The following is a 13,406-nucleotide window of genomic DNA, read 5'->3' as shown; positions in this document are numbered from 1 at the left end:
AAAATTACAATACTCATGTCCCGCACTGGCTCGCGCACTACCGGTCGTCCCACCCTGGCGGAAGTCGCCAGGCTTTCCGGGGTTTCCCCCATCACCGCCTCCCGCGCCCTGCGCGGCGTCAGCACGGTCGCGCCGGAACTGGCGCAGAAGGTCATGGCCGCGGCGGCCAGCCTGGGCTACGTCGCCAACCCGGCGGCGCGTGCCCTGGCCTCGGCGCGCAGCCAGTCGGTGGTGGTGTTGATCCCGTCGCTGTCCAACCAGCTGTTCATCGATACCCTCGAGGCCATCCACGAGGTGATGCGCCCCCGTGGCCTGGAGGTGCTGATCGGCAACTATCACTACGATATCGCCGAGGAAGAGAACCTGATCCGCAACTACCTGGCCTACCAGCCGTGCGGCATGCTGCTCACCGGCTTCGAACGCAGCGACGCCTCGCGGCAGATGCTCGCCGCCAGCCGGGTGCCGTGCGTGCATATGATGGAGCTGGGTGGTGAGGCCGATGCCCTGTCGGTGGGCTTCTCCCAGCACGAGGCCGGGCGCGCCGCGGCGCGTCACCTGATCGAGCGGGGCCGGCGGCGCCTGGGCTTCATCGCCGCGCAGCTCGACCCGCGGGTGATGCAGCGCGCCGAGGGCTTCCGCCAGGCCCTGGCCGAGGCCGGACTGCAGGCGCCCGAGCTGGAAATGCTCGATCCGCAGCCGTCGTCCATCGGCCTGGGCGGCACGCTGTTCAGCCGCCTGCTGGCCAAGGCGCCGGACGTAGACGGGATCTTCTTCTGCAACGACGACCTGGCCCAGGGCGCGGTGCTGCAGGCGCTGCGCGAGGACGTCGAGGTGCCTCAGCGGGTGGCGATGGTCGGCTTCAACGACCTGCCGGCCTCGGCGCACATGGTCCCGCGCCTGACCTCGATCCGCACCCCGCGCGCGGCGGTCGGCCGCGGCGCGGCCCAGGCGCTGCTGGCGCTGCTCGACGGCAAGCGGGTGGCCACCGGGCAGCAGGACCTGGGGTTCGAGCTGATGGTGCGGGAGAGCTCCTGAGCCGCTACAGGCACTGCATGATTCTGCCTGCACAAAACGGATAGCACTCTGCACAATCCGGATATCCCCGTCCCACCCAGGGACCTAACCTGACCCGGCCTGAACAATAACAACGGAGGCCCTGGCCATGTCCCTGGGATTCGACTATCTCAATGCCTTGCTCGAGGATGACCGGGAGAAGGGCGTCTATCGCTGCAAGCGGGAGATGTTCACCGACCCGCGCCTGTTCGACCTGGAGATGAAGCACATCTTCGAGGGCAACTGGATCTACCTGGCCCATGAAAGCCAGATTCCCGCCAACAACGACTTCCTCACCCTGACCATGGGGCGCCAGCCGATCTTCATCGCGCGCAACAAGGACGGCGAACTCAATGCCTTCCTCAACGCCTGCAGCCACCGCGGCGCCATGCTCTGCCGGCACAAGCGCGGCAACCGCTCCAGCTACACCTGCCCGTTCCACGGCTGGACCTTCAACAACAGCGGCAAGCTGCTCAAGGTCAAGGACCCGGGCAACGCCGGCTATCCCGACAGCTTCAACTGCGACGGCTCCCACGACCTGACCAAGGTCGCCCGTTTCGAGTCGTACCGGGGCTTCCTGTTCGGCAGCCTGAATGCCGAGGTCAAGCCGCTGGTCGAACACCTGGGCGAGTCGGCGAAGATCATCGACATGATCGTCGACCAGTCGCCCGAGGGTCTGGAAGTGCTGCGCGGCGCAAGCTCCTACATCTATGAAGGCAACTGGAAGCTCACCGCCGAGAACGGCGCCGACGGCTACCACGTCAGCTCCGTGCACTGGAACTACGCCGCCACCCAGAACCAGCGCAAGCAGCGCGAGGCGGGCGACGAGATCAAGACCATGAGCGCCGGCGCCTGGGCCAAGCAGGGCGGTGGCTTCTACTCCTTCGAGCACGGCCACCTGCTGCTCTGGACCCGCTGGGCCAACCCCGAGGATCGCCCGGCCTACGAGCGCCGCGAGCAACTGGCCGCCGACTTCGGCCAGGCCCGCGCCGACTGGATGATCGAGAACTCGCGCAACCTGTGCCTGTACCCGAACGTCTATCTGATGGACCAGTTCAGCTCGCAGATCCGCGTGGCCCGGCCGATCTCGGTGAACAAGACCGAGATCACCATCTACTGCATCGCGCCTAAGGGTGAAAGCGCCGAGGCCCGCGCCCGGCGCATCCGCCAATACGAGGACTTCTTCAACGTCAGCGGCATGGCCACCCCGGACGATCTGGAAGAGTTCCGCTCCTGCCAGACCGGCTACGGCGCAGGTGCCGGCTGGAACGACATGTCCCGGGGCGCAAGGCACTGGATCGAAGGCGCCGACGCGGCGGCCAGCGAGATCGCGCTCAAGCCGTTGCTGTCGGGCGTGCGCACCGAAGACGAAGGCCTGTTCGTGCTGCAGCACAAGTACTGGCAGGACACCATGGTCCAGGCCCTGAAGGACGAACAACAGCTGATCCCTGTGGAGGCCGTGCAATGAGCCTGCATGACACCGTGCGCGATTTCCTCTACCGCGAGGCGCGCTACCTGGACGACGCCCAGTGGGACCAATGGCTGGAGCTGTACGCCTGCGACGCGACCTTCTGGATGCCCTCCTGGGATGACGACGACACCCTGACCGAGGACCCGCAAAGCGAGATCTCGCTGATCTGGTACGGCAACCGTGGCGGCCTCGAGGACCGGGTGTTCCGCATCAAGACCGAGCGCTCCAGCGCCACGGTCCCGGATACCCGCACCTCGCACAATCTCAGCAACATCGAGATCGTCGCGGCGGACGAGGGCAGCTGCCAGGTGCGTTTCAACTGGCACACCCTGAGCTTTCGCTACAAGACCACCGACAGTTACTTCGGCACCAGCTTCTACACCCTCGACCTGCGCGGCGAACAGCCGCTGATCAAGGCCAAGAAGGTGGTCTTGAAGAACGACTACGTGCGTCAGGTCATCGACATCTACCACATCTGATTCACCGCCGAGCCTGTCGGTGTGCCTGATGGCGCGCCGCGCCCAGGCTCGCCTGCGAGGTGCACCATGAGCTACCAGATCGCACTGAATTTCGAGGACGGGGTCACCCGTTTCATCGAGGCCGCAGGCCACGAGACCGTGGCCGACGCCGCCTACCGCCAGGGCATCAACATCCCGCTGGACTGCCGCGACGGCGCCTGCGGCACCTGCAAGTGCAAGGCCGAGTCCGGGCAATACGAGTTGGGCGACAACTTCATCGAGGACGCCCTGAGCGAGGAGGAAATCGCCCAGGGCTACGTGCTGACCTGCCAGATGCGCGCCGCCAGCGATTGCGTGGTGCGCATCCCGGCTTCGTCGCAACTGTGCAAGACCGAGCAGGCCAGCTTTGAAGCGGCCATCAGCGACGTGCGCCAGCTGTCGGCCAGCACCATCGCCCTTTCGATCAAGGGCGAGGCGCTCAGTCGCCTGGCATTCCTGCCGGGGCAGTACGTCAATCTCAAGGTGCCGGGCAGCGAGCAGAGCCGCGCCTATTCGTTCAGTTCGCTGCCCAAGGACGGCGAAGTCAGCTTCCTGATTCGCAATGTGCCGGGCGGGCTGATGAGCAGCTTTCTCACCCAGCTGGCCAAGGCCGGCGACAGCCTCAGCCTGGCCGGGCCGCTGGGCAGCTTCTACCTACGGCCGATCCAGCGCCCCTTGCTGCTGCTGGCCGGCGGCACGGGCCTCGCGCCATTCACCGCAATGCTGGAGAAGATCGCCGAGCAGGGTAGTGGGCATCCGCTGCACCTTGTCTACGGGGTGACCAACGACTTCGACCTGGTCGAACTGGATCGCCTGCAAGCCCTGGCCGCGCGCATTCCCAACTTCACCTTCAGCGCCTGTGTGGCCAACCCCGACAGCCAGTATCCGCAAAAGGGCTACGTCACCCAGCACATCGAGCCACGCCACCTCAATGACGGCGATGTCGATGTGTACCTGTGCGGCCCGCCGCCGATGGTCGAGGCGGTCAGCCAGTACATCCGCGAGCAGGGCATCACCCCGGCCAATTTCTACTACGAGAAGTTCGCTGCGGCGGCCTGAAGCTTTTATGGGGCTGCCCGCATCGTGCGGGTGAGGTGGCCTCTTTTTATCCATGAATTTCGAGAGCGCCGGGGCCGCGTTGCGGCCCTTTCGCGGCACAAGGCCGCTCCTACAAGGGATCGCGCTTTTCTGTAGGAGCGGCCTTGTGCCGCGATGGAGGGCGGAGCCCTCCCGGCATTTCCGGATCAAGCAGGAGATCTACATGAACAACCGATTCCAAGGCAAAGTCGCCCTGGTCACCGGCGCTGCCCAGGGCATCGGCCGCGCCGTGTGCTGGCGGCTCAAGGCCGAGGGCGCGCAGGTGGTGGCGGTGGACCGCTCCGAACTGGTCCACGAACTGGCGGGCGAGGGCGTGCTGACCCTCACCGCCGACCTCGAACGGCATGCCGACTGCGCCCAGGTCATGGCCCGCGCCGTCGAGACCTTCGGCCGCCTCGACATCCTGGTCAACAACGTCGGCGGCACGATCTGGGCCAAGCCCTTCGAGCACTACCAGGTCGAGCAGATCGAGGCCGAGGTACGCCGCTCGCTGTTCCCCACCCTGTGGTGCTGCCACGCCGCGCTGCCGTTCATGCTCGAACGCGGCAGCGGCGCCATCGTCAACGTCTCGTCCATCGCCACCCGCGGCGTCAACCGCGTGCCCTACGGCGCGGCCAAGGGCGGCGTCAACGCGCTCACCGCGTGCCTGGCCTTCGAGACCGCCGGGCGCGGCATCCGGGTCAACGCCACTGCTCCCGGCGGCACCGAGGCGCCACCGCGACGCATCCCCCGCAATGAGGCCGAGCAGAGCGCCCAGGAGCGGGCCTGGTACCAGCAGATCGTCGACCAGACCCTGTCCAGCAGCCTGATGAAGCGCTACGGCAGCCTCGACGAGCAGGTCGGCGCGATCCTCTTTCTGGCTTCTGACGAGGCCTCGTACATCACCGGAGTGACCCTGCCGGTGGGCGGTGGCGACCTCGGCTGAAGGCCGCCCCGGCAAGGTTTCTCTGCACACAACAAGAACAACGGAGACAGATGCCATGCGAACACTCGACATCCACGCGATCATCGACAATGCCCGCTTCACCCCCTTCCACTGGATGGTCATGGCCTGGTGCGGCCTGCTGCTGATCTTCGACGGCTACGACCTGTTCATCTACGGCGTGGTGCTGCCGGTGATCATGCAGGAGTGGGCGCTGACCCCGCTGCAGGCCGGCGCCCTGGGCAGCTACGCGCTGTTCGGCATGATGTTCGGCGCCCTGGCGTTCGGCAGCCTGGCCGACCGCATCGGGCGCAAGAAGGGCATCGCCCTGTGCTTCGCGCTGTTCTCGGGGGCGACCATCCTCAACGGCTTCGCCAGCAGCCCCAGCGAGTTCGGCCTCTATCGTTTCTTTGCCGGCCTCGGCTGTGGCGGGCTGATGCCCAACGCCGTGGCGCTGATGAACGAGTACGCGCCCAAGCGCCTGCGCAGCACCCTGGTGGCGATCATGTTCAGCGGCTACTCGCTGGGCGGCATGCTCTCGGCGGGCATCGGCATCCTCCTGCTGCCGCGCTTCGGTTGGGAGTCGATGTTCTTCGCTGCCGCCGTACCGCTGCTGTTCCTGCCGGTGATCCTGTTCTACCTGCCGGAGTCCATCGGCTTCCTGGTGCGCCAGGGCCGCGTCGATGAAGCGCGCCAGTTGCTCAAGCGCCTCGACCCCGATTGCGGTGTCACCGAGCACGATGACCTGGTCGTGGGGGCGGGCTTGCCCCGCGATGCCGGTAAAGCCTCATCAGTGCTCGAACTGTTCCGCAACGGCCTGGCGATCCGCACCCTGGCCCTGTGGCTGGCGTTCTTCTGCTGCCTGCTGATGGTCTACGCCCTCAGCTCCTGGCTGCCCAAGCTGATGGCCAGCGCCGGCTACAGCCTCGGCTCGAGCTTGTCGTTCCTGCTGGTGCTGAACTTCGGCGGCATGGCCGGGGCGATTCTCGGCGGCTGGCTGGGCGACCGCTACAACCTGGTCAAGGTCAAGGTGGCGTTCTTCCTCGCCGCCGCGCTGTCGATCAGCCTGCTGGGGGTGAACAGCCCGATGCCGGTGCTGTACCTGCTGATCTTCATCGCCGGCGCCACCACCATCGGCACGCAGATCCTGCTGTATGCCGGTGCCGCCCAGCTGTATGGCCTGGCGGTGCGCTCCACGGGCCTGGGCTGGGCCTCTGGTATCGGCCGCAACGGCGCCATCGTCGGGCCGTTGCTGGGCGGCGCGCTGATGGGCATCAACCTGCCGCTGCAACTGAACTTCATCGCCTTCGCCATCCCCGGCGCCGTCGCCGCGCTGGCCATGGCCGTGCACCTGGCCAGCGGCCGGCGGCACGCCCTGGCCGCGGCGGCCTGAACCCCCACCCTGACTGAACTGGAGCCTGCATGACACGCCCGACCATCGACCGGCTGGAGACGCTCATCGTCGACCTGCCGACCATCCGCCCGCACAAGCTGGCCATGCACACGATGCAGCGCCAGACCCTGGTGATCCTGCGCCTGCGTTGCAGCGACGGCGTCGAGGGCATCGGCGAGGCCACCACCATCGGCGGCCTGGCCTATGGCTACGAAAGCCCCGAGGGCATCAAGGCCAATATCGACGCGCACCTGGCGCCGGCACTGATCGGCCTGCCCGCAGGCAACATCAACGCCGCCATGCTCAGGCTGGACACGCAGGCCAAGGGCAACACCTTCGCCAAGTCGGCGATCGAGACGGCCTTGCTCGACGCCCAGGGCAAGCGCCTGGGGCTGCCGGTCAGCGAGCTGCTCGGCGGGCGGGTACGCGACAGCCTGGAGGTGGCCTGGACCCTGGCCAGCGGTGACACCGCCCGGGATATCGCCGAGGCCGAGCACCTGCTGGAGATCCGCCGTCACCGGCTGTTCAAGCTGAAGATCGGCGCCAACCCGCTGGAGCAGGACCTCAGGCACGTGCTGGCGATCAAGCGCGAACTGGGTGAGCGCGCCAGTGTGCGGGTCGACGTCAACCAGTACTGGGATGAGTCCCAGGCCATCCGCGCCTGCCAGGTGCTGGGCGACAACGGCGTCGACCTGGTCGAGCAGCCGATCTCGCGCATCAACCGTGGCGGCCAGGTCCGCCTCAACCAGCGCAGCCCGGCACCGATCATGGCCGACGAGTCCATCGAAAGCGTGGAGGACGCCTTCAGCCTGGCCGCCGAGGGCGCGGCAAGCGTCTTCGCCCTGAAGATCGCCAAGAACGGCGGCCCCCGCGCCGTGCTGCGCACCGCGCAGATCGCCGAGGCCGCCGGCATCGCGCTGTATGGCGGGACCATGCTCGAAGGGGCGGTGGGCACCCTGGCCTCGGCCCATGCCTTCCTCACCCTGCGCCAGCTGACCTGGGGCACCGAGCTGTTCGGCCCGTTGCTGCTGACCGAGGACGTCGTCTGCGAGGGGCCGGTCTACCGCGATTTCCACCTGCACGTTCCGGCCACCCCCGGCCTGGGCCTGACCCTGGACGAGGCGCGGTTGTCGCGCTTCGTCCGCCGCTGAAGAAACATCCAGTCCTGTAGGAGCGGCTTCAGCCGCGAAGCAGGCGACACGGTGGATGGCACCGGCTGCGCCGGTGTTCGCGGCTGAAGCCGCTCCCACAGGGTCCCTGCCTGAATGATTCCGTCATACGTAAGGAGAGACGCCATGCTGTTCCACGTGAAGATGACCGTGAAACTGCCGGTCGACATGGACCCGGCCAAGGCCGCGCAACTGAAGGCCGATGAAAAGGAACTGGCCCAGCGCCTGCAGCGCGAGGGCACCTGGCGCCACCTGTGGCGCATCGCCGGCCACTACGCCAACTACAGCGTGTTCGACGTGCCCAGCGTCGAGGCGCTGCACGACACCCTGCTGCAACTGCCGCTGTTCCCCTACATGGACATCGAGGTCGCCGGCCTGTGCCGCCACCCCTCGTCGATCCATGCCGACGACCGCTGACCCCACACGACAAGAACAACACGAGGTACCTGATCATGACCGTGAAGATTTCCCATACCCCTGAGGTGCAGCAGTTCTTCGAAGAGGCCGCGGGCCTGCACACTGACAACGGCAGTCCGCGCCTCAAGCGTATCGTCCAGCGGGTGCTGCAGGACGCCGCGCGCCTGATCGAAGACCTGGAGATCAGCGAGGACGAGTTCTGGCACGCCGTCGATTACCTCAACCGCCTCGGCGGACGCGGCGAGGCCGGTTTGCTGGTGGCCGGGTTGGGCCTGGAGCACTTCCTCGACCTGCTGCAGGACGCCAAGGATGCCCAGGTCGGCCTGGGTGGCGGCACCCCACGCACCATCGAAGGCCCGCTGTATGTGGCGGGCGCGCCGATCACCGAGGGCGAGGCGCGCATGGACGATGGCAGCGAGGAGGGCGTGGCCACGGTGATGTTCCTCGAGGGGCAGGTGTTCGGCCCGCAGGGCCAGCCACTGGCCGGCGCCACGGTCGATCTGTGGCACGCCAACACCCGGGGCACCTACTCGTTCTTCGACCAGAGCCAGTCCGCCTACAACCTGCGTCGACGCATCGTTACCGACGCCCAGGGCCGCTACCGCGCCCGTTCGATCGTGCCGTCGGGCTACGGTTGCGACCCGCAGGGGCCGACCCAGGAGTGCCTGGACCTGCTCGGCCGCCACGGCCAGCGCCCGGCGCACATTCACTTCTTCATCTCGGCACCGGGCTACCGCCACCTGACCACCCAGATCAACCTCGCCGGCGACCGCTACCTGTGGGACGACTTCGCCTATGCCACCCGTGAAGGGCTGGTGGGCGAGGTGGTGTTGCGCGACGACGGGCAGGGGCGGGTTGCCGAACTGACCTTCGACTTCCAGCTGCAGCAGGCGCAGGACAGCGAGGCCGAGCAACGCAGCGCAAGACCACGGGCCTTGCAGCAGGACTGAGGGCCTCATCGCGGGGCAAGCCCGCTCCCACAGATCAAACCGTGGCCTTTGGTTTGCCAAGGGCCGCGTGGGAGCGGGCTTGCCCCGCGATCGAAGGCGCAGCCTTCGCCATGCCCAGGAGGAGGGCATACCAGCGTTTCACCCCCGTTCCAGCACTTCATCACATAACAACAAGATCAGAGAGCTTCGGAATGAACCACACCCCTTGCGTCGTCCTGGGCCTGACCCTGCTCAGCCCCACCCTGCTGGCCGCCGAAGGCGGCTTCCTCGAAGACGCCAAAGCCAGCCTCGGCGCGCGCAACTACTATTTCAGCCGCGACTACGGCGACATCGTCGGCGCAAACCGGCAGTCCCGGGCCGAGGAGTGGGCCCAGGGCTTCATCCTCGACTTCAAGTCCGGCTATACCCCCGGCACCGTCGGTTTTGGTGTGGACGCCCTGGGCCTGTTGGGCATCCGCCTGGACAGCAGCCCCGATCGGGTCAACAGCGGGCTGCTGCCGGTGCACGGCGATGGCCGCGCCGCGGCCGAGTACAGCCGCCTGGCGCCGACCTTCAAGGCGCGCTGGTCGAAGAGCGAACTGCGCCTGGGCGAGCTGCAACCCAACCTGCCGGTCCTCACCTTCAGCGATATCCGCCTGCTGCCGCCGACCTACCAGGGCATCAGCCTCAGCTCCGCCGAACTGGAGGGCCTGACCGTGCAGGCCGGTCACCTGGGCAGCACGCACCTGCGCAACGAGGGTGGCGACGACAGGATGAGCGCCATGCTCGGCCATGTGCCCATGCGCCAGGTACAGAGCGACGCCTTCGACTATGCGGGCGGCGACTACGGGTTCAATGCCGGGCAGAGCAGTGTCAGCCTGTGGTATGGGCAACTGCAGGACATCTACCGGCAGGGCTTTGTGGGTCTCAAGCACAGCAAGCCCGTGGGCGACTGGGTGCTCAGCGCCAACCTCGGCTACTTCAGCGCCCGCGAGGCGGGCGACGCGCGGCTGGGGCGGATCGACAACCAGGCGTTCTTCTCGCTGCTGACTGCCCGGCGTGGCGGGCACGGCTTTCATGTCGGCTACCAGGGCATCTACGGCGACAGCCCGTTTCCCCGGGTGTTCGCCAACATCTCGCCGCTGGGCAACGAGGTGCCGACCTACGAGTTCGCCTACACCGACGAGCGCTCCTGGCAGCTGCGTTACGACTACAACTTCGCCGCCCTGGGCATCCCCGGGTTGACCGCGACGGTGCGCTACATCACTGGCGACAACGTCGACACCGGGCAGGGCTTCGAAGGCCGGGATCGCGAGCGCGACATCGACCTGGGCTACGCGGTGCAGAGCGGGGTGTTTAAGGGGCTGGGGATCCGGGTGCGCAACGCCATGGCACGTTCGAACTATCGCAGCGACATCGACGAGAACCGCTTGATCCTGGTGTACACCTGGCAGCTGTTCTGACTGCCACGATGGCTATTTGCATATTCACTGGCGAAGCAGGTAGCTTGCGCAGGTCTCGCTCAGGAACCGTTCCCTTTGGACTCACTCACCCAAGCCGTACTCGGCGCCGCCCTGCAGGGCACCGTGCTGGGCCGCCTCCAGGGGCGCCGTGCGCTGCTCTACGGCGCCGCCCTTGGCACCGTGCCCGATCTGGATGTGGTGATCCGCTACGCCGATCCGGTGTCGCAGATGACCTTCCACCGTGGCTTTTCCCATTCGATCTTCGTCCTGACCGGCCTGGCCTTGCTGCTGGCCTGGCTGGTCGCCTGGCGCTGGCCGGACAAGGGCTACACTCGGCCCCGGCTGTTCCTGGCCTTCTGGCTGGCGCTGGTCACCCACCCGATTCTCGACGCGTTCACCGTCTACGGTACCCAGCTGTTCTGGCCCTTGCACCTGACGCCGGAAAGCTGGGCCGCGGTGTTCATCATCGACCCGGTATACACCGTGCCGTTGTTGCTGGCGGTCGGCTATGCGGCGGTCAAGGGCCTGAAGGGCAGGGCGACCGTGTTGCTGTCCCTGGCGCTGGCGTTCAGCACTGCATACCTGGGCTTCGGCCTGGCTGGGCGGATGGCTGCCGAGCAACGTTTCGCCATGGCCCTGCAGGCGCAAGGCGTCAGCAACAGCGAGGTCCGCGCGGTGCCCATCGCCTTCAACAGCCTGATCTGGCGAGTGCTGGCGAAAACCCCGGAGGGCGACTACTACGAGGGCGTGAGCAGCTGGTTTGATCGCGAGCCGCCCGAGATGCTGCGTCAGTCGCGCAACCTGGAGATGGCCGGGATACTGGCGGGAGCCGCGTTACACGAGCGGCTGCGCTGGTTCACCGATGACTGGTTGCGCTACGACATCATCGGCGACTCGCTGGTGGTCACCGACCTGCGCATGGGCATGCCTGGTAGCTACAGTTTCCGCTTCGAGATGGCCCGGCGTGACGCTGCCGGACAATGGGCGGTCTCCCAGCCCCGGGGCTGGATCGGTGGCGGAGCCGCGTCCCTGTTCGATGGCGGCAGGTTGGCCTTGATCTGGCGTCGCATCCTCGAGCAGCAACCGCCGCTGCCTTTGGCGGCATGGGCGACGCCGGGCTCCGGGCACTTGTGAGGCAAAAAAAGCCCGCCATGACGGCGGGCAACAAGAGGCGTAGGGAGCAACGCACAACAAATTCGGGGTCAGGCGGCGAACGTCTCGCCGAGCAGGCGGTCGGCCAGGGTCTCGGCCGAGCGGCGGCTGGTCAATGGGCCGCTGATGGTTTCACCGTTGCGCAACAGGTACCAGCAGGCCAGCAGGCCTTGTTGGCGCAGGCTGCTGGGTACCGCGCTGCCGACAACGGACATGATCTGGATCGGGGCCATGGTGTATCTCCTCTCGAACATGGCCCCACCTTACGCAGATGCCCTCAGGGTTTGAAATCAATGTCCTCGATAGTGGTCATTGCTTTTATCAACTATGCCCCCTTACCAGCGTGGCGGACCGTAGTACACCGGTGGCGGGCCGTAGTAGCGACGGTACACCGGTGGCGGCGGGGCGGGGACATAGCGCTCGACCACGTAGGGCTGGTAGTAGACCGGCGGCGGTGGCGCCTGCACGTAGACCGGTGGCGGCGGGTAGTAGGCCGGCTGGCGCTCGACATAGACGGTACGGTCGTGGCCGCCCGATACCGCCGCCCCGACCACCGCGCCCACTACCGCCGCGCCGATCACTGGCCCCGGGCCATACCAGCCGCCACCATGGGCCGATGCCTGCCCGCTGATGGCCAGCGCACCGACCAGCAGGGCGATTCCGGGGATGAAACGCTTCATGGCGAACACCTCGCAAGACAACCCCACGCACGGGGCCTGATAACTATGACCGCAGCCACGGTAAAGTGCGTGCCGGCAAAGGGTAAAGGTTGTGTAAGGGGCGATCGGCGGCAGGGTCTGGTACGCTGGAAAAATCGATTCAGCCACATGACAGAGGAACCGCGATGAGCCATTCTCCGAGCCGGGACACGGTGCTGTGCATCTCCCTGGCAGGGCGCCCCGGGACGTTCGGCGTGCGCTTTCACAACCACCTCTACCGCCAGCTCGGGCTGGATTACTACTACAAGGCCATGACCACCCATGACCTGCCCGCCGCCGTGGCCGGCATCCGCGCCCTGGGCATCCGTGGCTGCGGCGTGTCGATGCCGTACAAGGAGGCGTGCCTGGCGCTGGTGGACGAGCTCGATCCGTCCGCCGCGGCCATCGCCTCGGTGAACACCCTGGTCAACACCGATGGCCATCTCAAGGCCTACAACACCGATTACCTGGCGGTGCGCCAACTGTTGACCCGGCATGAGGTCGATCCGAGCACCGCGTTCGCCCTGCGCGGCAGCGGCGGCATGGCCAAGGCGGTGGCCAGTGCGCTGCGGGACGCAGGATTCCGTGAGGGCACCATCGTCGCCCGCAACGAGCAAGCCGGGCGGCAGTTGGCGGACACCTGCGGGTACCGCTGGTTGCCGGACCTGGGCGACCGGTGTCCGCCGATGCTGGTCAATGTCACGCCGATCGGCATGGCAGGAGGGCCTGAAGCCGAGCAGTTGGCGTTCAGCGAAACCGCCATCGCGGTGGCGCAGCAGGTATTCGACGTGGTGGCCATGCCCGTGCGCACGCCCTTGATCCGCGCCGCCGAGGCGCTGGGCAAACCGGTGATCACCGGGCTCGATGTCATCGCGTTGCAGGCGCTGGAGCAGTTCGTGCTGTATACCGGGGTGCGGCCGACGGCCGAGCAGGTGGCGGCGGCAGTGGCGCATGCCCGGGAGATCTGACCTGAAACCTTGCCCAGAAACATCAGACTTAATCGCTTTCTTCTGACCCTGGTCGGGGTGGTGGAGAGCGACCCACGCATGGTCTGGGCCGCTCACTATCTCAGTGCCCTGGCCAAGGCGTTGATGGACGATGCCGAACTGGGCCCGGCTTGTAATCGCCGGGGCTGCCTTGCAGC

Annotated in this window: 14 protein-coding genes and 1 pseudogene; 13 read left to right on the top strand and 2 right to left on the bottom strand. The window is 66.8% G+C overall.

Annotated features, from left to right (window positions below; genetic code table 11):
* Positions 1–15 precede the first annotated feature (15 nt).
* The 11 genes from NMG10_RS06460 (at position 16) to NMG10_RS06410 (ending at position 11,546) form a co-directional block, all read left to right on the top strand.
* Positions 16–1,035: a LacI family DNA-binding transcriptional regulator gene (locus tag NMG10_RS06460; protein ID WP_203646752.1), complete on the top strand. Its 1,020-nt coding sequence runs from the start codon at positions 16–18 to the stop codon at positions 1,033–1,035.
* A gap of 127 nt (positions 1,036–1,162) precedes the next feature.
* Positions 1,163–2,521 (top strand): benzoate 1,2-dioxygenase large subunit, encoded by a 1,359-nt coding sequence (gene benA / locus NMG10_RS06455; RefSeq protein WP_203646751.1) that lies wholly within the window; start codon positions 1,163–1,165, stop codon positions 2,519–2,521.
* Positions 2,518–3,003 (top strand): benzoate 1,2-dioxygenase small subunit, encoded by a 486-nt coding sequence (benB, locus tag NMG10_RS06450; RefSeq protein WP_186714351.1) that lies wholly within the window; start codon positions 2,518–2,520, stop codon positions 3,001–3,003. Before benA ends, benB begins: the two co-directional genes overlap by 4 nt.
* A 66-nt stretch (positions 3,004–3,069) precedes the next feature.
* Positions 3,070–4,080 (top strand): benzoate 1,2-dioxygenase electron transfer component BenC, encoded by a 1,011-nt coding sequence (gene benC, locus NMG10_RS06445; protein WP_254464010.1) that lies wholly within the window; start codon positions 3,070–3,072, stop codon positions 4,078–4,080.
* Positions 4,081–4,282: 202 nt separating this feature from the next.
* Positions 4,283–5,044 carry a 1,6-dihydroxycyclohexa-2,4-diene-1-carboxylate dehydrogenase gene (locus NMG10_RS06440; RefSeq protein WP_254464009.1) on the top strand — a complete coding sequence of 254 codons (762 nt, stop codon included), beginning with the start codon at positions 4,283–4,285 and terminating at the stop codon, positions 5,042–5,044.
* 55 nt (positions 5,045–5,099) lie between these two features.
* Positions 5,100–6,434, top strand: a complete 1,335-nt coding sequence (locus NMG10_RS06435; RefSeq protein ID WP_254464008.1) for an MFS transporter — start codon at positions 5,100–5,102, stop codon at positions 6,432–6,434.
* A gap of 29 nt (positions 6,435–6,463) precedes the next feature.
* Positions 6,464–7,585, top strand: coding sequence for a muconate cycloisomerase family protein (locus tag NMG10_RS06430; RefSeq protein ID WP_254464007.1), 1,122 nt, complete (start codon positions 6,464–6,466; stop codon positions 7,583–7,585).
* A 144-nt stretch (positions 7,586–7,729) separates the two neighbouring features.
* Positions 7,730–8,020 (top strand): muconolactone Delta-isomerase, encoded by a 291-nt coding sequence (catC, locus tag NMG10_RS06425; RefSeq protein WP_203646744.1) that lies wholly within the window; start codon positions 7,730–7,732, stop codon positions 8,018–8,020.
* Between the two features lie 35 nt (positions 8,021–8,055).
* A complete protein-coding gene (gene catA, locus NMG10_RS06420; RefSeq protein WP_254464006.1) occupies positions 8,056–8,970 on the top strand; it encodes a catechol 1,2-dioxygenase in 915 nt (304 codons plus the stop codon).
* Between the two features lie 191 nt (positions 8,971–9,161).
* Complete coding sequence (locus NMG10_RS06415) at positions 9,162–10,412, top strand: OprD family porin (protein WP_254464005.1); 1,251 nt, start codon at positions 9,162–9,164, stop codon at positions 10,410–10,412.
* A gap of 75 nt (positions 10,413–10,487) precedes the next feature.
* Positions 10,488–11,546: a metal-dependent hydrolase gene (locus NMG10_RS06410; RefSeq protein ID WP_203646740.1), complete on the top strand. Its 1,059-nt coding sequence runs from the start codon at positions 10,488–10,490 to the stop codon at positions 11,544–11,546.
* A 68-nt stretch (positions 11,547–11,614) separates the two neighbouring features.
* Here the strand turns inward: NMG10_RS06410 and NMG10_RS06405 are convergent, their stop codons facing one another.
* Together NMG10_RS06405 and NMG10_RS06400 are read right to left on the bottom strand one after the other, a co-directional pair.
* A complete protein-coding gene (locus NMG10_RS06405; protein ID WP_203646739.1) occupies positions 11,615–11,797 on the bottom strand; it encodes a hypothetical protein in 183 nt (60 codons plus the stop codon).
* Positions 11,798–11,899: 102 nt separating this feature from the next.
* Positions 11,900–12,244, bottom strand: a complete 345-nt coding sequence (locus NMG10_RS06400) for a hypothetical protein (protein WP_186735574.1) — start codon at positions 12,242–12,244, stop codon at positions 11,900–11,902.
* A gap of 164 nt (positions 12,245–12,408) precedes the next feature.
* On the opposite strand from NMG10_RS06400, the gene NMG10_RS06395 reads away from it, so the two are divergent.
* Both NMG10_RS06395 and NMG10_RS06390 read left to right on the top strand, forming a co-directional pair.
* A complete protein-coding gene (locus NMG10_RS06395) occupies positions 12,409–13,230 on the top strand; it encodes a shikimate 5-dehydrogenase (RefSeq protein ID WP_254464004.1) in 822 nt (273 codons plus the stop codon).
* A gap of 42 nt (positions 13,231–13,272) precedes the next feature.
* Positions 13,273–13,406, top strand: a pseudogene (locus NMG10_RS06390) (DUF3077 domain-containing protein); the annotation flags it as partial.

The sequence above is a fragment of the Pseudomonas sp. DVZ6 genome (assembly GCF_024259445.1).
GTDB classification, from domain to species: Bacteria; Pseudomonadota; Gammaproteobacteria; order Pseudomonadales; family Pseudomonadaceae; genus Aquipseudomonas; species Aquipseudomonas peradeniyensis.
This window is presented reverse-complemented; position numbering and strand designations above follow the sequence as displayed.